Consider the following 20,355-nt stretch of genomic DNA (forward strand, 5'->3'; position numbering starts at 1 on the left):
TTACGCGTTCTTCATAATGATTGTTTCTAATACGTTTGCAACGCTTTGACAGCTATCAGCTACTTCTTCAAGCTCTTCGTAAATCTCTTTAAATTGAATAATCTTAATCGGATCTTTCTCACGAGAGAATAAGTGCTTAATCGCATGACGGCGAATATCATCACATTGTGACTCGTAATCCTTAATCTTGATCGCATTTGTACGAATATCGACTAATTTCTTTTTAGAAAGTAGTTCAACAGAATTTGCAATCTCAATCGCACATTGATTAATTGCTTCAACGAATTTAATCATGTATTCATCAGCTTCTGTAATAGAATACATTTCGAATAGACCAGCACTGTGATCTAATCCGTCTAATACATCATCCATACTCATTGCAAGTTGTAGGATGTCTTCACGTTCAATAGGAGTAATAAACGCTTTGTTTAGCTCCATAATGATTTCGTGAATGAATGAGTCACCTTTTGACTCATACTCTTTCATGCGCATAGAAAACTCTTTTAAATCGCTAGCATTTTTAATTTTATACTCCACGAAAAACTGCGCGCCTTCTTTTAAATTTTCGGAAACGTTCATAAGCATTTCAGAAAATTTATCTTTTTTTGATTTAAAGACCATTATTGTTACCCCCACAAAAGTAATATATGTAAAATATATTGGCTAATCAATTCTAACAAAAAACTGTCGTTTTTTAAAACATTTTATCGAAAAGTTTACAAAAACTTAACAAAACTCTCATTGTTGTATTAATAATATTAATACTCAACAATGAATATCTTACTTGTAGAATGTCCTTTTCTTGCAAAAAGTATGAATGTGAAAGAAAAGCTTTACACTATAGGAACGACTACGTTATTATAATAAATTTAAAAGGAGGTATATTCTTCCTTTTAAAAAAAAGAGTGTAAACAAATGAAGGAAGTGAACCAATGAAATTGAAGAACACTCACTTTAAAAAAACGCTTGAGTGGTTCAATAAGAGGAAGAAACTACGCAATTCATTAATTGTATTGGGAAGTTTACTTGCTACTCTATTTATTGTTGTAAATATAATAATTTCCATTCAAGATATATCTGAATTAAAACAAGCTGTTCCACAACCGACTTTAATTTATGATGCAAATAATGAAGTTGCGACTAAATTAGCTTCTTCTAAAACAGAAGGGGTCAAAAGGAAAGATATTCCTGATATTATGGTTCAAGCAATTGTTGCAGTAGAAGATAAGGAATTTTTTAGTCATCATGGTATTTACTATAGTGGAATTATAAGTGCTGTATTTAAGAACATTACAGCCGGTGAAGTTGTGGCAGGTGGTAGTACAATTACACAACAACTTGCGAAAAATGTATTTTTAACGCAAGACCGTACATTCTCGCGTAAAATAAAGGAATACTTTCTAACGAAAAAAATAGAACGTACTTATACGAAAGATGAAATTGTTGAAATGTATATGAATCAAATTTATTTTGGTGAAGGTGCTTGGGGGATAAAAAGAGCAGCTAAATCTTATTTTGATAAAGAAGTAAAAGACTTAACGATTTCAGAAGCTGCAACGATTGCAGGATTAATTAAAGCGCCATCTGCGTATTCGCCGTATAAAAACTTTAATAAATCAATTGAAAGACGTAATGTCGTATTAGGTTTAATGAAGGAGCAAGGATATATTTCTGAAGAACAATATAATCAGGAGAAAGAATCAGGTCTTGTATTACGACGTGGTGTTGACGATAAATATAAGGGGAAATATTCTCAATACGTAGATTATATTGTTAGAGAAGCGATGGACAAGTATGAATTAACACAAAATGAAATTTTAGCAGGTGGCTATCGTATTTATACGGAACTTGACTCGAAAAAACAACAAGCGGTTGAAGATGTTGTGAATAATGATAGTTATTTTAAAGATAGTGGCTCAGATCAGCTTATGCAAACTGGAGTGGTCCTTATGAATCCAAAAACTGGCGGTGTTCCGGCTTTAGTTGGAGGCAGAGGTCCTTATCAATTTTTACAGTTTAATCATGCAACACAATTAAAAAGACAGCCAGGTTCAACGTTAAAGCCTCTTGCAGTGTATGTACCAGCGTTAGAACAAGGATATGAAGTATACGATGTCTTAAAAGATGAACCGTTTAATATTAAAGAATATGCACCACAAAATAGTGATCATACGTTCCATGGTAATGTGACGATGTATGAAGCGGTGGCAAAGTCATATAATGTTTCAGCAGTTTGGCTATTAGAGAAAATTGGATTAGATAAAGGATTGAAATCTTTAGAGCGGTTTGGTATTCCATTAGAGCCTGAAGACCATACGTATCCGATTGCTTTAGGAGGTATGCATGTAGGGACTTCACCATTTGTAATGGCTCAAGCGTATAGCGCACTTGCAAATGATGGTGTCCAAGTAGAAGCTCATGCCATTAGAGAAATCCAAAATGCTGAAGGGAAAACAATTGGAAAATGGTATAAGAAAGAAACTCGTGTGACGAACGAGAAAGTTGCCCAAAAGATGACATACTTATTAAAAGGTGTTATTGAAAGGGGAACAGGTGAAAAAGCGAAAGTTAATAATATCGATACCGCAGGCAAGACAGGGACTACCCAGCTTGTAAATGGACCAAGCACTGGTGCGAAGGATTCGTGGTTTGTTGGATACACACCGGATTTAGTAGGTGCGATTTGGGTAGGGTATGATAAAACGGATAGTGAGCATTATGTGCCAGGAGGCAGCCAAATTACAACGACAATGTTCCGGGATATTATGAAGAAAGCGAATGGAAATCCAACTCAAAAGGCATTTCAGTTATCGCTAATACCTGAGGCGGATTATACAAAACAATTAAAAACGATTGAGGAAGAAAAACGAAGGAAAGAAGAAGAGAAAAAACGAAAAGAAGAGGAACAACAAAGAAAAGAACAGCAAAATGAATGGATAGATAAAGTGAAAGAGTGGATTCCATTTTGGTAAAAAAAGAGGCGAATAACGAGTTCGCCTCTTTTTTATGAGAAATGAGCGGTTTTATCTCGGTTCAAAATGTGGCAACAGAAAAGAAGTTAGGTGAGAATCGAGCTGCCTATAAAAATTTGATGGGTTTAACTTAATAATCCGTGGGGATGGGAAAAGCGCCACGGATTAAAGCTTCAGTTTATTTATTTAGCGTAACATTGGTCCTACCGAAGGATTGAGAATCATACGTGACGGTTATTATTCCTTTACTAATAGGTTCATATGGCAATTCTTCTTCGAAATTTCCAGTATTCTCATTATGGATAGAGAGTGTTATTTCATCAACGTCTTTATTTTTATATTGATCTTTAATCGTTTCAGCGATTTGAAGTAGGTTTTCATAACTAGAAGCTTCTGTAATAAGCATTCCTTTTATAACTTTTTTTTCATTTTGTGTGGAAGAGGAATACGGGATGTTGTTTTGTTTTGTATACAGAAGTTCGTATGGAATTGTTTTTCTTTCTGCTTTTGAAACATTTGAATAGTTTAGAGTTAAAAGAAACCCTATACATAAAATTATGCATACCATAAGAACAAACCAAAAACGTGTCAGTGATATAATTCGCATTGTCATCCCTCTTTCATGTCTTTGTCTTCACTATTCATCATACAAAAAGAGGATTAAGCTAGAGTAAATTTGAAGTAAAGAAACGTAAAGAAGGAGCACTTATCCTCCAAAATAAGTGCTCCTTTTTATTAAAAGAAAGATTTAACATACAATCAAAATAATACAAATTACTATAAATCAAACATTCTTGGTCGTTCAAAAATAAAATGAAAACTAAAATTAGTAAATTCGGAAGACTGATAGTGTAGCTGTTGTGTCACCAGTGTTAGGGATGGAAATAGTATTTACTGTAGGTTGTACAGAGATTGTTGTACCAACTGTTAAAGTAACAATTGTGGAGAAAGAAACCGCACTACCGATAACGTTAGTTGAAAAATTACGAGTAGGTGGTTGACCGTTGAATGAAATACCGAATCCAAATGGTGAAGAACCCGGGAAGGTTGTAGATGCTGAGAAACTAATATCGTATACTCCTGTTTCTAAAATAGTTAAAGTATCTGAAGTGTCATTAAAAATGAGATTATTTAGTTCGAAAACTTGATTAAATTGGATATTCGTTCCAGGTGATATAGTTTGTGGATTAGAATTTCCTATTGCTGCTATAGTTACAGGGAGTGGTGTGCCCGACGGTCCAGTAGCGCCAGTAGTACCAGCAGGACCTTGAGTACCTTGAGCACCCTTGAGCGCCAGTAGCACCAGCCGGACCTAATGATTAATTCGTTCATAGTTCGCTTTAGGTAAAATTGGAATAGAAATAGTGAAAGTTGTACCGTTTTGATTACTAGACATTTTTAATGTACCGTTATGATTTTGAATAATTTTCTTCGTTACTGACAAGCCCAGTCCTGTTCCTGAATCTTTTGTTGAGAAGAATGGATCAAAGATATATTCTTGAATAGCTGGAGGAACCCCAGTTCCGTTATCTGTGAAAGTAATCCGAACAAAGTTATCTAGGCGATAACTAGAGATTTGAATGGAAAGAGGTCTTTCGCCTCGAGCATCGATAGCATTTTGAAATAAATTTAAAAAAACTTGCACAAGTTCATGACGATCGATATTGACAAGTACACCATCTAATTCCGTAGAAAATTCATAGTCAATAGAAATGTTGTGTAAAAAAACTTCACTAGCAAGTAGTTGTTGAATATATTCGCGTAAAAACGTATTGATGGGAAAAGGTTCTCTAGTAAATTCACGTGTTTTTGAAATGGCTAAAAATTTTGTGATAATACTATTTGCACGATCTAGTTCAGGAATGAGTAGACTTTTAAACAATTCTTTATTGGATGGAGAAACGTTATCTTGTAGAAATTGCAAGTATCCACGTACCGTTGTAAGGGGATTTCGTACTTCATGAGCAATCCCAGCTGCGATTCGTCCTGCTAATGAAAATTTTTCTGCATCACGTTCTGTGTTTAAATAATGGAAGACACTAATAACTCTAAAAATCTCTCCGTTATAATCCCGAATAATTCGATTGTTTAAAATACCATAGTTTTTGTCTAACACTTCTTCATTATATATTTCTGTTCCTGTTCTTAATGTTTCAATCGCTTTAATTTGTTCTTCTGGCAAGTTTAGTAATTGTTGAATTGGCTTTCCAATTATATCATTTCGTACTACACCAAAATCATCTGCTGCAGCTTGATTACATAAAGTTATATTTCCTTTACTATCAACAAAGGTGACATGATGTGAAAAAGCATCAAAAATATGAACAAAGTATGTTTCAAGTTGTTCAAATAAAAATAATGAATCGCAAGTAAGTTGAAAATCAGCCTTTTTATTCTCTTTTTGTATGTTTTGAATGGAATGAGTCGTTCTCGTTTTCTTTATTTGTAAACCAATATGTGGATTCTTGTATGTGAAATGATGTGGTAATTGATTCACAAGCTCTTCATATAACCGCACTTTATTTTCTAGTTCTTCTATTCGTTTTTCATGAGATACAATATCATCGTTTGGAAGCATAAATAAATAACCCCTCAATTTAAAAATTCTTCCATTTAGTATATCATATTTTTATACGGATACTCTTAAAGAAGGGGCTACTTAATGAAATTGATTAGCTGAAATGTCCGGGAAGTGAGTAGAATGGATAGAAGGTGAAGTTAAAAAGGGAGGGATATATTTGCTTTTCATTGGAGTGACAGGGTGGGGAGATCATGATTCTTTATATATAAATCCCTATGAAAATAGAAATAAATTGCGAACTTATAGTGAACATTTTCCCATTGTGGAAGTAGATAGTTCATTTTATGCGATACAACCTGCGCGGAATTATACAAAATGGGCGATGGAAAAGCCGAAAGATTTTTCTTTTATAGTAAAAGCCTATCAAGGAATGACAGGACATATGAAAGGGGAAATCCCTTTTTCTACGTTCGATGAGATGTTTGATGTGTATAAACAATCCATTCTTCCTTTAATAGAAGCAAATAAATTAAAAATGATTTTATTTCAATATCCACCATGGTTTGATTGTAAAGTGAAAAATGTAGATTTACTTCGATACACGAAAGAAAAAATGGAAGATTTACCATGTGCAATAGAATTTCGAAATCAAACATGGTTTTATCCAGAAATGAGAGATAAGACGTTACAGTTTTTAGAAAAAGAAAACTGGATTCATACAATTTGCGATGAGCCTCAGGCTGGAATAGGATCAGTACCGCTTATATTAGAGGCAACAAACTCGGACATGGCGTTAATACGTTTCCATGGCCGAAATGTTCATGGTTGGCTGGATAAAGGAGAAAATTGGAGAGCGGTTCGCTGTTTGTATCGTTATAATAGTAAAGAATTGGCGGAATGGGTAGAACGATTAGAGCGATTGAAAAAGAAGACGAAGGATATATTTGTATTGTTTAATAATAATTCGGGCGGAGATGCAGCGGATAATGCGAAACAGCTTATGAAAATGATGAACATTACATATGGTGAGCCGAAGCCTGAGCAATTAAATTTGTTTGAATGATGATAAACAAGAAAGGCACTGTACAAACAGGGGGAATGTACAGTGCCTTTCTATATGAAAAAGAGGGGTAACAATGTTACTGAGCGTTTGGTTGATTCATCAATTGTTGGCTTCATAATAAATGATAATGGTTATCATTATCATTGTCAATGGTTTTTCGGAAAATAAGTAAAAAACTTTTTATCCCGCTATTTGCGGCAGTAAAACTCCTACCTCAAAATTCGGTTGGAGCAAAGAAGTTAGGTGGGAGCCCTGCTGCCCGTAAACGCCCGATTGGTGAAGGCTAATAATCAGTGGGGGATGAACAAAACCCCCACTGATTAAAGTTTCACTTTATATTTTAAATAGTAATAAAAAAAGAACAGCAATTACTGCTGTTCTTTTCCATTGATGATTTGTTGTAAATCAAAAGGAGTTATCGCTTGGATAAATTCCTTTGAGATAAGTGTTTGAACGAGAGTGCTTTCAGAAATTGTAGCACCTGTTTTCTTTTCATAAGATTTCTTTAATAAATCAAGTTTTTCAGCCGTTTCTTTCGGTAATTCAATTGTTAATGTGTTCATAATTTCTCCCCCTTACTATTAGAGTACCACTACAGTATAGGAGAGACAAGACAAGAAAAGAGAATATGAAACATAAAAAAGGTTACCAAATTTACAAATGGTAACCTTTTTATGTATAAGAGTTATTAAGCAATACCGATATACTTTAAAGTTTTGGATGGAGTACTGTGATCAAAGAAGTGTTGTAAAAATGCAATATCAACACCTGATTTGTATGCACAATAGCCCCAAGTTTTTCGAAGTGTATGTGAGCTAATCCCTTCTAATCCAACTTCTTTTGCAGCTTTGTTTAAAATGTACCATGCATGTTGTCTCGTAATAGACTTTGTTCCTTTTTGAGACTTTAATAATGGTTCATTACGTTTCCAAGTTTTACGTTCTTTCATGTAGTCTTCGATTGCGTGCTGTAAGTCTTCATTTACAGCAAACCATTTATGTTTCTTTACTTTTTCATTGTAAAATAAAATGGAATGGCGAACATTTTCGTCTTCATCGATTACATCACTAACTTTTAATTGTAAGATTTCACTTACTTTTAAGCCAGAATTTACAGCTAATACGAATAATAAGCCATCACGTTTCGAAGATTGTAAAAGTATATTTTTGATAGTTTCTAATTGTTTTTCATTTTGAATAGGTTGTCCTGCTTGTTTCATTTCACGCACTCTCCTCTTTTATATGTGTAAAGGAAAGGATTAACTTGTTTCTTACTATAAAGGGAGAGTGTGAATTTCATGTGAACTCCTAGTGAAATTAAGACAAATTATTTGACTTCTTTTACTTTTTGTAAATTAAAATAAAATACAACGCTATTAGTGGTATTATACACGCCGTATTCAGCGTGATGGAGATCTAAAATGTTTTTCACAATGGATAACCCAAGGCCAGTACCTCCAGTATGACGGCTACGAGAAGCGTCTAAACGGTAGAAGCGATCCCAAATTTTTTCAAGGCTTTCTTCTGGAATAGGATTACCTGTGTTTTCAATTTTGATTTTCACTGTATCTTCCGTTTCTATAATAGAGACGTGTATTTTTTCACCATCTGGAGTATATCGAATTGCATTGCTAAGTAAGTTTACAACGACTTGCTCAATACGGCTACGATTTGCTTTAACAAATAGAGAAGAGTCAGCATGGATGTCCACTTGTAAATGTTTTTCCTCCATGCTAAATAATAATTTTGTATAGACTTGTTGAATTAATTCACCGATCGAGAATGTCGACATTTCTAGTTTGTACGTACCTGATTCTAGTTTTGCTAATTCTAACATTTCAACAATGAGCCTGTTCATATTATCTGTCTCTTCCAAAATAACATTTGTATAATATGTCGTATCTTTACTTACGCCATCTTGAATACCTTCAGCGAAGCTACGAATAACACTAAGTGGTGTTTTTAATTCATGAGATACACCAGAAATGAATTCTTTTCTCGTTTTTTCCAATTGACGTTCGCGTTCAATATCTTGTTGTAATTTTGTATTAGCAACATTTAATCGGTCGATTCGATCTTTTAAATTTACAGAGAGTGTATTAATACCACTTGATAACCCGCCAATTTCATCGTCTGCTGTAACAGGTAACTTCTCGCTAAAATCAAAGTTGGCCATTTTTTTTGTAACACGATTTATCTTAATTAATGGTTTAACAATGATTTTTGAGTAGTAGAAGGATAACAAAATAATAACGAGAAACACGATAATTAAGGCATAGACATAATAATCTTTTAAAACGAGCATTGCTTCATTCACAGGTTGTAAAGATGCTATCACAAAAGCGTACTCCTTAGTTTTTCCGTTTTCCATAATAGGCTTTACAAAGACACTGTTTTTTATATTTTCCCCACTATCTAAAATATACGTGTTTAATTGATTTGAATTAGAAGTACCTTGTCTAATAGTGCTTGCAAAATATTCAACAGCTTGTAATGTTTCAAAATCATTTGCAAGGCGAACCTCAGATTTGGAAGGGATATGTAATTTAGATATCACACCGGTAAAACTGATCTGAGACGTAGTTTTATATCGATTTGTGAGTCTATTTTTAGAGGGGTTACCACTAATTGTTTGAAAATCCGAATTGACATTTTCATTTCGCCATCGATTATAATTAGTCGTCAGTTCTAGTGGCGTTATTATATTATCTTGTAAAAATCCCTCTACGTGAATCATGCCCTCTTTTTTTAAGCCTAAATTTTCGAATTTATTATATTCTTCGGGTGTTAAAAGATTATTAAGTGGGATGGAATAGGTTTTATTGTTATTAGGGTTAATTACCTCAATGTAGTAATTGTTTTCACTTTTAATAATGCCGTTAGAATCTAAAAATTGCATTTCAGCATTCGTTTTATCGTGAAATTCTTGTTTTAGCTTTCTGATTTCCTCAAAACTTTTGTCGCTTTTTTCATAATTATCTACGAATTTTTCAAAAGCCGTTTGAACGGTTTTTACTTTTTTATTAATATAAAACTTCTCTAAAAATAGAGATTGTCCAAGGAAAAAAAGGAGAAATATGATTGTAAATAAAGTTGATGTTAATAAAAATAGTTTAAAGACGATGCTTCTGTTCTTCACTGTTTCACCTCGTATGAAAAATACTGTAATACAAATGATTTCTTAATTATAACAAAGGTTACAAAAAAGTAGAGGGGATAAATCTGTCTCTCTCTAAAGTAGTTTTTTATAGAAAGTCACATAAAGAGAAGGTGTAGTGACTATAGAAGTATTTTAGCATAAAAAAGAACTCGCCAGACGTATGACGAGTTCTTTAGTGTACTATTGCTGAATTGCTGCATCTAAAGCGATTTCAATCATTTCGTTAAATGTAGTTTGACGCTCTTCAGATGTAGTTTCTTCACCAGTGAAGATATGGTCGCTTACTGTTAATACAGATAATGCATTTACACCATATTTAGCTGCTAATGTGTAAAGAGCAGTCGTCTCCATCTCTACTGCTAATACACCGTAATCTGCAAGTTTTTTAACCATGTCCATGCTCTCACGATAAAATACATCTGCTGTTAATACGTTACCAACACGAACGTGTAATCCTTTTTCTGTTCCAGCATCGTAGGCTTTCTTTAAAAGATCAAAGTTTGCAGCAGGAGCAAAATCAAAACCCGGGAATGTTAAGCGATTCATATTAGAATCTGTACAAGCCGTCATCGCAATAATAACGTCACGTACCTTAACATCTTTTTGAATTGCACCACATGTCCCAACACGAATTAAATTTTTCACTCCGTAGCTTTGAATTAATTCGTTTACATAAATAGAAATAGAAGGAACACCCATACCTGTACCTTGAACAGATACACGCTTTCCTTTGTAAGTTCCAGTGAAACCTAACATGCCACGCACGTTATTATAACAAGTAACATCCTCTAAAAATGTTTCAGCAATATATTTTGCACGTAATGGATCACCAGGTAATAGAATAGATTCAGCAATTTCGCCTTGTTTTGCTTCAATATGTACACTCATGAAAAATCCTCCTTATTAATGTATTGATAGAAATCAATATCATTTGCATTATACACTACGACTCCTTTCAATTAAAATCTTTTTTATTTGTAATATGTGCAAAAGAGGAGGATTTCATAAATCATAATCTAGAATATATATTTAAGAGGTTTTGCATGGATAAAGAAAATAAAAATGGTAGGTGATATTTTGAAAAATCTTGTCATTGGGCTTATTGCACTAGTACTTATTGTGGCAGGAGGATTTTACATAAAAAAATATCAAGAAACTGTAGAAACGACCGGAGATGTTCAAGAAGTGAAATGGGATGTGAAGAATAAAGAAGGAAATGAAAAAGTCGATATTTCGTTTCAATTGCTAAATAAAATGAATAATGAAGTTCGTGGTGTGAACGATCAAATTCGAGCAGTGATAGTGGATGGGAATTTGAAAAACATACAACAAACGAAGCCTATATTTGCTGGAAATGGATCGTATAAGCTATCTTCAGATGTAGCAAAAGGTGAAGAGTACACGATATTTTTGTATGAAGATGAAAACAAGTCCGTGGAATCATTTTCTAAGCAAGATTTTGGTGAAGAAAAAAAGGAGAAAAACAAGGACAAGAATAAAAAGAAACTACCTGTCGATACTGTACTTACAAAAAATATAGGAGAGCATCAAGTGTCTCTTTTATTTGGTGCATTACATCCGAATGAGGCAACGACATTAACATTTCAGTTTCAAGCGAAAAAGGGAGAAAAGCTGAAATTAAATTCAGGGAGAGGCGAAGTCAACGCGCTATATATCGTTGATGAAACGAGGGGACATTTTTTATATGCCATTCCTGTTGATACGGATGAGCAATTACAATATCGTATTACATTTCCAGAAGAAGGAACATATAAAATATGGGGGGATTTCTATATAAATGGTAAGAAGTATGAAAAGGAGTTTAGTATACAAGTGCAAAAACGAAAAAACAGCTAAGTACTTAGCTGTTTTTTCGTTTTCCTATTAATTTTGTTACAGAGAGCATTGTAATTGGTAAAGAATGATTCTTTCGAAATGCTAAATATTTTCCACTCCATGCAGGTTTATATTTTTCTTTGAAATGTCGTAAACCGCTGAAGCTATATGTGTAACGAACGTTATTAAATATTGCAGCAGCAACTCGTTCAGACCAAAACGATTGCGTTGATAAACCGACATTTGAGAGTGGTGCCATACCAATATTAAAGGAATGGTATTCATTTTCTTTTGCCCAGTGGAATAAGTGGATAAAAATTGCATCCATAATTCCGCTAGGGGCATCTGGATAATAACGCATTAAATCAACAGATAATATGCCACTTTGATATACTGGCATAAAGGTTGTGAATGCAATGATTTTTCCTTCTGCATCAGATAATGTAGCGATAGGGGCACGACTAATATACTCACGATCGAAGTACCCAAGTGAAAATCCTTTCTCTTTTTTTCCGCCGAGCCAAGCATCAGACACTTTCTTTAATTCCTCGTATAATTCGTCTGAGAATGGTGGCTCATGAATAGAGAATGTATAACCTTCTCGTTCAAAACGGTTGAAAGTGGCTCGCATACCAGCACGTTTCTTTCCTGTTATTGTAAACGTATTTAAATCAACGACAGCTTCTTCACCAAGTTTAAAGAAGTTGTAGCCAAAATCGTGGTATAAGCTCATCCATTTGCTTTCAATTTGATAGAATACGCAAATATAGCCAAATCGATCAGCTTCAGTCAAAAATTCTTGCAATACAGTGCGGTAGGAGGATGGATCACCAATTGGATCACCTAGTACAACAAGACGTTTTCCAGTAATTGAAAAGAGAAGAAGTGCTTTTCCGTCACTACTGAAGAAGAACTGTTTATCTCCTAAAAAACCTAAATGACTAAGTACATTCCCGCCATGTTCATCTAAGAAGTTTTCTAACCTTTTATCATTAGCTGGTTGCCCGGGAAATTGACTACGGTAACGATTGGCAATTAGTGAGCCGATAAGTAAAAAAGTAGGAACGAAAAAGGCTGCTGCTAATGCACTTCGTTTAACTTGTGTAATATTTCGAACGACAAAATCAGGTTGGAACGCTTCTTTTGCACCCGCAAATAAAATACCTAAGTTTTTATATAAATATAACGTAAGTAATAAGAAGATAAATACTTTTACGATATCAGAAAGAGAGACTTCCATTTTTTCGCGTGCAAATCTTTTACGAAGCATATACAGCACAGCAAGTACGATTAATAAAATAAAGGTTTCTTCAATATCAATTCCTTTTAGGGTATTAAAGATTGCTGCTCCAATTAAAGAAACAATCGTCATATAGTAAGAACGCTTTGTTCCATAATATATGCCTCGCGAAAGAATCAGGAGGAGAATACCGAATGTTAATGATAAGCTAAAAGAAAATTGAATAAGGTGCTTTGGAGCTAAAATATGTAAGGCGTGAGCTCGATTTATACTAGTCGGTAAAATTGTTGATAGAATAACCATTAAGCCAGCGAATACTGTTAAAGCGGCGGATGCCCATGAACCTAATTTCCCTAAAAAATCACGTTGTAAAGTCCAAATTACACCAGTTGTTTCTAACGCAGGTGCAATAAATGGTTTATCTTCAATTTTTTTTATGGCAGCTCCTGTCATTTCAAAGGCTGCAAAAATGAGACCTAGGCAGAATGGTAAGATGTAATAGACAAGTCGGTATAATAACATAGCAGGTAGTAATACGCCTGTATCAACGCCGTATTGTCCTAGTCCAGTTAAGAAAACAAGGTCAAATGAACCAAGGCCACCAGGAACAAGACTTACGACACCAGCTAAAGCAGCAATTACGTAAACACCTAAAAACTTTTGAAATTCGATATCAATTCCAAACAATATTAAAATGACGTACATAACGATACCGGCAGATACCCACTCGACTAATGAAACTAATGAATATAAAACAGTTGGATTTTTCTCTTCTTCTTCTTCCTCTTGTCCGTCTAGCTGTTTTGTTTTTCTATTTTTAATTTTAGAAAACCCAATATATATAGGAACGAAAAGAGCAAAGAAGATAAGAACAGGCCATAACCACGGTTTTTCGTGCAGAATAAAACTAGTGTCTAATATTCCAATAAGGCCGAGGAATGACAGAATGGCTAATCCGTTAATAAAAGCGGTTGTCATCCAAGCAATACTTTTAATAAGTTTTCCATTATCTTTTATATGCGGACGATATAGCATTGTACGTACACCGGCACCAACAAGACCACCAAAACCGATAAATCCATTTAAAGTGTTGGCAATCCATGAGATGCGGAAGATCTTTTGTACAGGTATATCTGCTTTTAAGTAACGAAGCATAACAAAGTCATAAAAGAACATTGTTGAAACGGCAAATGCACCGAGTGTAATCGCTAAAAATACCCCACCAGTTGGAATGTTTTTAATTGTTTCAATTGCTTCTAAAAAAGAAATGCCTGCTAATTCTTTTTTAGCTTGAAAGAAAACAATTGTTAAGACAACAAATGGGAAGATTATTTTCCCGATTTGTAAGAAACGTTTCCATGAAAACGACATAAATACAACTCTCCTTGTGTAAGAAAACTGAGACAATAATATTATTATGACAAACTTCAAGAAAAATAAAAAGGTAAATTCCTGTATAGGGAAGCTATTTTTTATATAGGTTATATTTAAAAGAATATTTCGTTTATTAGAAAATTGAGTTAAGATAAGGTGAAAGAAGGAAGAGAGGGGAAGTAGATGATTATAATAGGTTATGCAGGATATGAGTTAGAAAAAGCAAAACCGAATACATCAGAAGATTTTTTTAATAGATCTGAAGTGACATATATATTAAATAATCAAGAAAAAACCTTTTCTGTCTTATATGTTAGATATTTTGAAGAAATTTTACAAGAAATTACCCCTTTTGAAGGAAATCCAGTTTATAAAGTAGAAGAACAAGACGTATATTTACGAGATATTGTAGCGATCGCTTGTTTAGTGAAAGATAAAGAGCTACGCGCGCAGAAGCGCTTGTATCTCAATGAAGTAACAGACTTTCAACGATACTTTGATGAGGGAACAGTGGTGAAAGTACAAGAAATATTAGCTGAATTACATAAAAATAAAAGAGTAGAAATAGCGTAAAACGGCAAAGGAGAGAGAAGCCATGTCTAATTTGATGGTTGAAAATCAAACAGAACAAGTTTCTATATTTTTAGAAGATGTAATTTCCTTGATAACTAATTATGTAAATTATCATACGTTACCTTCTTTATTGGAGGAGACACCAACAGGAAACGAGCAATATTATAAAGGTATATTAGCATCAATAAGAAGACTTCTTGTTTTTTGTGAAGAAGGACTTGATGCATGTTTTGTTTTGTTGAATAGCCAACCATTTCGAAAGACCGCAGCTGAAACAGTTTTATATAAGATTTACCATCAAGTAATTGCAGAGTTTTTTTCGCCAAAGAATGATCATTGGTATGAAAATAGTCGTTCTGCTTATACAGGGAAAAATTCTATTGTTTTTCAGCAAACCCCCCCTGGGTCTATAGAACGAATGATGAAGGATTTAGAAGGGAAATTTCAATTGATGCGTGAAGAACTAGAATATTATGAGACAGATTACCAAACAAAAATGTTGCACAAATATTAATTAAGGAAAAGAAGCTAAGGATACTTAGCTTCTTTTCCTTTTGTACAGTTATATAAGGGATTTTCATTGAATATATTTAAGTGGATAGCAATAAGGAGGTGTGACATGAGTCAGCAAGGTGTATTTACAGATTACTTTCATGAAGTAGAAAGCTGGTGTGAAAGTGTTCTTCAAGTATTAGATAGCCGTGCAATGGAAGTGTATGATGTCCATATGCTTGCTTATAAAATTCAAACGTTATTAGAGCGTATGAAAGAGCATGAATACGACACAGATGCCGAGTTTATGTATGAAATAAGTGAGGATGTAGAACATATTCAACACCATTTACAGGAAGTATTTATGCAAGAAGGAGAGGAATATGAACTATGTGAAAGAGGGGATAGCGAACGAGCTGTTCCGATTGGGGGGCATACCCTTCCGCCATTACCTTATCCATATAATGCGCTAGAACCGTACATTTCACGAGAAATTATGATGTTACACCATGATAAACACCATCGTAGTTACGTGGAAGGATTAAATAAAGCAGAGAAGATGATGGAAGAAGCGAGAAAAACAAATCAATTTGATTTAATTAAGCATTGGGAAAGAGAAGCGGCTTTTCATGGATCAGGTCATTACTTACACACGATATTTTGGAATAATATGAAAAAAGATGGGGGCGGGGGTCCACGAGGGGCATTATCACAAGAAATTGAGAAGGATTTTGGGAGTTACTTACGTTTCCAAAAACATTTTACAGAGGCGGCCTCGAAAGTTGAGGGGTCTGGATGGGCAATCCTTGTATGGGTGCCTCGGTCCGGAAGGTTAGAAATTTTGCAGAGTACACTTCATCAATTGTTTACACAATGGGATACGATACCGCTCCTTGTACTAGATGTATGGGAACATGCGTATTATTTACAATACCAAAATCGAAAAGATGAATATATTAAAAACTGGTGGAATGTTGTAAATTGGCCTGATGTAGAAAAAAGATTTGAAACTGCGAAACAAATTGAATGGACACCGTATTAGACGCATATCTCATGCGTCTTTTTTAGTGGAGGTGGAAGGAAGATTTCGTTCATATTTTAAAAGGCCAAGCATACACTTGTACAAAAAGTGCCAAAAGGACGTGGGGGGAAATATGAGACGAATTTGTATAATAATTACGCTAATTATAATGTACGCAAGCGTTATGCCAATTCCTGCATATGCAAAAATGAACGGTGGTGTCAGTGCTCGTAACGCAGTCTTAATGGAACAACAATCCGGTCGTGTGCTATATGGGAAATTAGAACATGAGCCACAAAAAATTGCTAGTATAACAAAAATTATGACAGCATTGTTAGCTGCTGAATCAGGAAAAATGAAAGAATTAGTATCGGTTAGTAATGAAGCGGTACGAGTAGAAGGATCGGCAATTTATTTAAAACCTGGACAAAAAGTTAAGTTAGAAGATTTAGTTTACGGATTAATGCTTAGATCTGGTAATGATGCAGCACAAGTAATTGCTGAAAATGTGGGAGGGAGTATAGAAGGATTTGTATATTTAATGAATGAAAAGGCGAAAGAAATCGGAATGAAAGATACGCATTTCTCAAACCCGCATGGCTTGGATGGGGATGGATCGCATTATTCGTCGGCTTATGACATGGCATTATTAACGAAATATGCAATGGGGAACGAGACCTTTAAGAAAATTTTTGGAACAAAAACGTATAAATCAGATTCTTGGGATTATCCTTGGAAAAATAAACATAAGCTTGTGACATCTTATTATGAATTTGCAACAGGGGGAAAGACAGGTTTTACGAAGAAAGCAGGACGGACGCTTGTCACAACAGCTTCAAAAGATGGACTAGATTTAATTGTCGTAACTTTGAGTGCTTCTAGTGACTGGGATGATCATATGAATTTGTTTGATAAAGGCTTTGAACGCTATAAGCAAGCGAAAGTTTTAGGACAAGGCGCACTCGCTGAAATAAATGAAAAGAAATATGCCAATCATGTTTATACGAAAAATAGTTTTTCTGTACCTTTAACTGAAGAGGAAAGAAAGAGCGTTTTATTGAAAGTTGAGCTCGATAAAAGTGCAAAACTTACGGATGGAGTAAAGATTGGGAAGACAGAAATTTATGTAGGGAACGAGAAAGTTGGAGAACGAAATTTGTTTTACAGTAAACGAAAGTTAGTAGCTACAACAGGAATGTATTGGAATAACGTAAAAGAAATCTTCTCTTACATGATAGGTGTTGGGATAGATGGTTAATCTCGTATGGGCAGCGATGGCAGTTATAGGGATTGTGTATGCCATGATAAATGGAACGATGGAAGAAGTGACCAAAGCAGTGTTTGAAGGGTCAAAAGATGCTGTAACGATTTGTATTGGACTTATTAGTGTTTTAGTATTTTGGCTCGGTTTAATGAAAATTGCTGAGGAAGCTGGATTGTTAAAGAAGTTAGTATCACTTTTTATGCCGATAGTAAAAAGATTATTTCCAGAAATACCGAAGGATCACCCGTCAATGGGATTCATTTTATCAAATATGATGGCGAACTTTTTTGGGTTAGGTAATGCAGCAACACCTTTAGGTATTAAAGCAATGGAACAACTGAAAGAGTTAAATGGTGGAAAGGATTCAGCAAGTCGTTCTATGGTGACGTTTCTAGCATTAAATACTTCAGCGATTACATTAATTCCGACTACTGTCATTTCGATTCGAATGACTTATGAATCAGCAAACCCTACTGAAATCGTTGGCGTAACATTTATAGCACAAGTGTTATCGATGATTGGCGCGATTTGGATTGACCGCTATTTTTACCGGAGAAGGAGTAGAAAGGGGCGGAAAAAATGAGTATTGTAAATACAATTTCATTATGGGTAATTCCTTGTGTAATTGGTTTTATCCTTTTGTATGGCACGATAAAGAAAGTTCCAACGTACGAATCGTTCGTTGAGGGCGGAAAAGAAGGGATTCAAATTGCGGTTTCCATTTTGCCGTTTATGGTTGGAATGCTTGTATCTATTTCTATTTTCCGGGCATCAGGTGCTTTAGATGCGATGATATCGGTAATGAAGCCGATGTTAGACTTTATTCATGTACCAGCTGAAATCGTTCCACTTGCACTTATACGTCCGATTTCGGGATCTGCTGGTTTAAGTATTACGACCGACTTAATCGCTACATATGGGCCAGACTCGTTTATTGGTAGGTTAGCTTCAACGATGCAAGGTAGCACAGATACGACTTTTTATATATTAACAGTATACTTTGGGGCTGTCGGTATTAGAAAAATGGGAGATGCATTAAAGGTAGGACTTTTTGCAGATTTAATCGGAATTATTTGTTCAATTGTGTTTGTTTCCCTATTGTTTCGGTAATGCTATTCATTTTTTGCGCTATTTAGCTTATAATACGTATACGACCACTATTAACGTGTAGTTTAATAGTGGTTTTTTTATGCGGTGTTTTTGACAAAATGATGAACTTTTATCGTGGACAACATGAAAAAGTGTAAACAATAATAAAGGGTGAAAACGTGATATGCCTTTAGACGTTTATCATCATGGCTATGTTGTTAAAGATAGGCGAAGTAAATGGCATAAAGCTTAGGCGGTTGCCAAGTCTTTCTAATGTAAGGTAAGATAAATTTGAGGTGAAAAAAAGAAATGGAACGATTACAAAAAGTGATTGCGCAAGCAGGTATTGCATCGAGAAGAAAGGCTGAGGAATTAATTCAGCAAGGTAAAGTGAAAGTTAATGGGAAAATAGTGAAGGAGTTAGGAACAAAAGTAACTCCTCAAGATAAAGTGGAAGTAAATAACATCCCTCTTGAAAAAGAAGAACCTGTTTATTTTTTACTATATAAACCAACTGGTGTAATTTCAAGTGTATCAGATGATAAAGGAAGAAATGTTGTAACAGACTTTTTCCCTGAAATTAGACAACGTTTATTCCCGATCGGACGCTTAGATTATGATACGTCTGGCGTATTATTGATGACAAATGATGGTGAATTTGCAAATGTATTAATGCATCCGAGATATAAAGTTGAAAAAACGTATGTTGCGAAAATTAAAGGGCCATTAACAGGTGAGAAAATTCGCATGTTAGAACGAGGTGTTGCATTAGAAGATGGGAAAACAGCACCAGCACAAGCGAAAATTATTTCTTGGGACAAGCGTAAAGAGATGGCAATTGTACAATTAACGATTCATGAAGGACGTAACCGTCAAGTACGCCGCATGTTTGAAGCGTTAGATTGTAAAGTAATGAAATTAAAACGTGAACGGTATGCCTTTTTAGAAGTGGGTAGTTTGCGTCCTGGCGATGCAAGAGAATTGACACCACATGAGGTGAAACAATTACGTGCATTGGCTTCTACAAAGCCTCGCTAATCTATATTGTGAAACTTTCACCAGTGGAATGCTCCGCTGGTGATTTATTAAAAAATACATATATTTATCACTCGTCGAAGAGAGGGGAGACAACATGAAAAAAAATCGCTTATTATTTCGTGTTATCATTTTGCTCATTTTAAGCGGTGCGGTAGGGTTTACGCTATATCAAGGATTTTTTACTGATAAAGAGAAAATGCAAATTGGAAAAGAAGCACCTAACTTTGTTGTAACTGATTTAGAAGGAAAGAATATTGAATTAAAAGACTTAAAGGGAAAAGGTGTATTTTTAAATTTTTGGGGAACTTGGTGTAAACCTTGTGAAAAAGAAATGCCTTATATGAATGAGTTATATCCGAAATATAAAGAAAAAGGCGTTGAAATTATTGCCTTAGATGCAGATGAAACGGATATCGCAGTGAAGAACTTTGTGAAACAATATGATTTGAAATTCCCAGTTGCAATTGATAAAGGGCAAAAGATCATAGGTACATATGGAGTGGGACCATTACCAACAACCTTTTTAATTGATAAAGAAGGCAAAGTAGTAGAGCAAATTATAGGTGAGCAAACGAAGGAACAATTGGAAGAGTACTTAAAGAAAATCACTCCATAATTAAGAAAGCCTTTACATAAGAGGTGCTTACGTATAGCACCTTCGCTTTAAAAATTCTGAGTATTGCGGTAACTCTAGGCTGGAATATACAATAGTA

Annotated in this window: 19 protein-coding genes and 1 pseudogene; 11 read left to right on the plus strand and 9 right to left on the minus strand. The window is 34.6% G+C overall.

The genetic code is table 11. The features are described 5' to 3' along the window. Positions 1–621, minus strand: coding sequence for a DUF47 domain-containing protein (locus MKY90_RS07410; protein ID WP_000231445.1), 621 nt, complete (start codon positions 619–621; stop codon positions 1–3). A gap of 311 nt (positions 622–932) precedes the next feature. Between MKY90_RS07410 and MKY90_RS07415 the strand changes: the two genes are divergently transcribed. Continuing rightward, complete coding sequence (locus tag MKY90_RS07415) at positions 933–2,972, plus strand: transglycosylase domain-containing protein (RefSeq protein ID WP_002126359.1); 2,040 nt, start codon at positions 933–935, stop codon at positions 2,970–2,972. A gap of 178 nt (positions 2,973–3,150) precedes the next feature. On the opposite strand, the gene MKY90_RS07420 is transcribed toward MKY90_RS07415, so the two are convergent. The 3 genes and pseudogenes from MKY90_RS07420 to MKY90_RS07430 all read right to left on the minus strand — a co-directional run bounded on the left by MKY90_RS07420 (position 3,151) and on the right by MKY90_RS07430 (position 5,550). Continuing rightward, positions 3,151–3,579: a hypothetical protein gene (locus tag MKY90_RS07420; protein WP_002168802.1), complete on the minus strand. Its 429-nt coding sequence runs from the start codon at positions 3,577–3,579 to the stop codon at positions 3,151–3,153. 219 nt (positions 3,580–3,798) lie between these two features. Then, positions 3,799–4,257: pseudogene (locus MKY90_RS07425) on the minus strand (Gly-Xaa-Xaa repeat protein); the annotation flags it as partial. 27 nt (positions 4,258–4,284) lie between these two features. Next, positions 4,285–5,550: an ATP-binding protein gene (locus MKY90_RS07430; RefSeq protein WP_002126365.1), complete on the minus strand. Its 1,266-nt coding sequence runs from the start codon at positions 5,548–5,550 to the stop codon at positions 4,285–4,287. Positions 5,551–5,710: 160 nt separating this feature from the next. Here MKY90_RS07430 and MKY90_RS07435 point away from each other — a divergent pair, with 160 nt between their 5' ends. Beyond that, on the plus strand, positions 5,711–6,556 hold the full coding sequence (locus MKY90_RS07435; protein ID WP_341090936.1) for a DUF72 domain-containing protein: 846 nt from the start codon (positions 5,711–5,713) through the stop codon (positions 6,554–6,556). Between the two features lie 368 nt (positions 6,557–6,924). On the opposite strand, the gene MKY90_RS07440 is transcribed toward MKY90_RS07435, so the two are convergent. The 4 genes from MKY90_RS07440 to deoD form a co-directional block, all read right to left on the minus strand. Continuing rightward, a complete protein-coding gene (locus MKY90_RS07440) occupies positions 6,925–7,119 on the minus strand; it encodes a DUF3924 family protein (protein WP_002011737.1) in 195 nt (64 codons plus the stop codon). A 125-nt stretch (positions 7,120–7,244) separates the two neighbouring features. Further along, positions 7,245–7,775, minus strand: coding sequence for a tyrosine-type recombinase/integrase (locus MKY90_RS07445; RefSeq protein WP_000806230.1), 531 nt, complete (start codon positions 7,773–7,775; stop codon positions 7,245–7,247). Between the two features lie 107 nt (positions 7,776–7,882). After that, the gene (locus tag MKY90_RS07450; RefSeq protein ID WP_002141011.1) at positions 7,883–9,694 is read right to left on the minus strand and encodes a sensor histidine kinase; all 1,812 of its coding nucleotides are present in this window, start codon (positions 9,692–9,694) and stop codon (positions 7,883–7,885) included. 201 nt (positions 9,695–9,895) lie between these two features. After that, complete coding sequence (gene deoD / locus MKY90_RS07455; RefSeq protein WP_000110704.1) at positions 9,896–10,603, minus strand: purine-nucleoside phosphorylase; 708 nt, start codon at positions 10,601–10,603, stop codon at positions 9,896–9,898. 174 nt (positions 10,604–10,777) lie between these two features. Between deoD and MKY90_RS07460 the strand changes: the two genes are divergently transcribed. Then, on the plus strand, positions 10,778–11,572 hold the full coding sequence (locus MKY90_RS07460; RefSeq protein ID WP_002126371.1) for a hypothetical protein: 795 nt from the start codon (positions 10,778–10,780) through the stop codon (positions 11,570–11,572). Between the two features lie 4 nt (positions 11,573–11,576). On the opposite strand, the gene mprF is transcribed toward MKY90_RS07460, so the two are convergent. Next, entirely contained in the window at positions 11,577–14,162 is a 2,586-nt protein-coding gene (gene mprF, locus MKY90_RS07465; RefSeq protein WP_016119902.1) for a bifunctional lysylphosphatidylglycerol flippase/synthetase MprF, read from the minus strand. Between the two features lie 186 nt (positions 14,163–14,348). Here mprF and MKY90_RS07470 point away from each other — a divergent pair, with 186 nt between their 5' ends. The 8 genes from MKY90_RS07470 (at position 14,349) to resA (ending at position 20,258) form a co-directional block, all read left to right on the plus strand. Beyond that, complete coding sequence (locus tag MKY90_RS07470; protein ID WP_002086670.1) at positions 14,349–14,738, plus strand: hypothetical protein; 390 nt, start codon at positions 14,349–14,351, stop codon at positions 14,736–14,738. A 22-nt stretch (positions 14,739–14,760) separates the two neighbouring features. Further along, the gene (locus tag MKY90_RS07475; RefSeq protein ID WP_002126375.1) at positions 14,761–15,252 is read left to right on the plus strand and encodes a YpuI family protein; all 492 of its coding nucleotides are present in this window, start codon (positions 14,761–14,763) and stop codon (positions 15,250–15,252) included. A 105-nt stretch (positions 15,253–15,357) separates the two neighbouring features. Continuing rightward, complete coding sequence (locus MKY90_RS07480; protein ID WP_002126378.1) at positions 15,358–16,272, plus strand: superoxide dismutase; 915 nt, start codon at positions 15,358–15,360, stop codon at positions 16,270–16,272. A 112-nt stretch (positions 16,273–16,384) separates the two neighbouring features. Beyond that, positions 16,385–17,509 (plus strand): D-alanyl-D-alanine carboxypeptidase family protein, encoded by a 1,125-nt coding sequence (locus MKY90_RS07485; protein WP_002086664.1) that lies wholly within the window; start codon positions 16,385–16,387, stop codon positions 17,507–17,509. Continuing rightward, the gene (gene spmA / locus MKY90_RS07490) at positions 17,502–18,098 is read left to right on the plus strand and encodes a spore maturation protein SpmA (protein WP_002086662.1); all 597 of its coding nucleotides are present in this window, start codon (positions 17,502–17,504) and stop codon (positions 18,096–18,098) included. The genes MKY90_RS07485 and spmA overlap by 8 nt, the downstream gene beginning before the upstream one ends. Next, a complete protein-coding gene (spmB, locus tag MKY90_RS07495) occupies positions 18,095–18,625 on the plus strand; it encodes a spore maturation protein SpmB (protein ID WP_002086660.1) in 531 nt (176 codons plus the stop codon). Before spmA ends, spmB begins: the two co-directional genes overlap by 4 nt. Positions 18,626–18,913: 288 nt before the next feature. Continuing rightward, the gene (rluB, locus tag MKY90_RS07500) at positions 18,914–19,642 is read left to right on the plus strand and encodes a 23S rRNA pseudouridine(2605) synthase RluB (protein ID WP_002030733.1); all 729 of its coding nucleotides are present in this window, start codon (positions 18,914–18,916) and stop codon (positions 19,640–19,642) included. Positions 19,643–19,736: 94 nt separating this feature from the next. Further along, entirely contained in the window at positions 19,737–20,258 is a 522-nt protein-coding gene (resA, locus tag MKY90_RS07505; protein ID WP_002064495.1) for a thiol-disulfide oxidoreductase ResA, read from the plus strand. The last annotated feature ends 97 nt before the right edge of the window (positions 20,259–20,355 follow it).

The sequence above is a fragment of the Bacillus sp. FSL P2-0099 genome (genome assembly GCF_038007445.1).
Lineage (GTDB): Bacteria > Bacillota > Bacilli > Bacillales > Bacillaceae_G > Bacillus_A > Bacillus_A mycoides.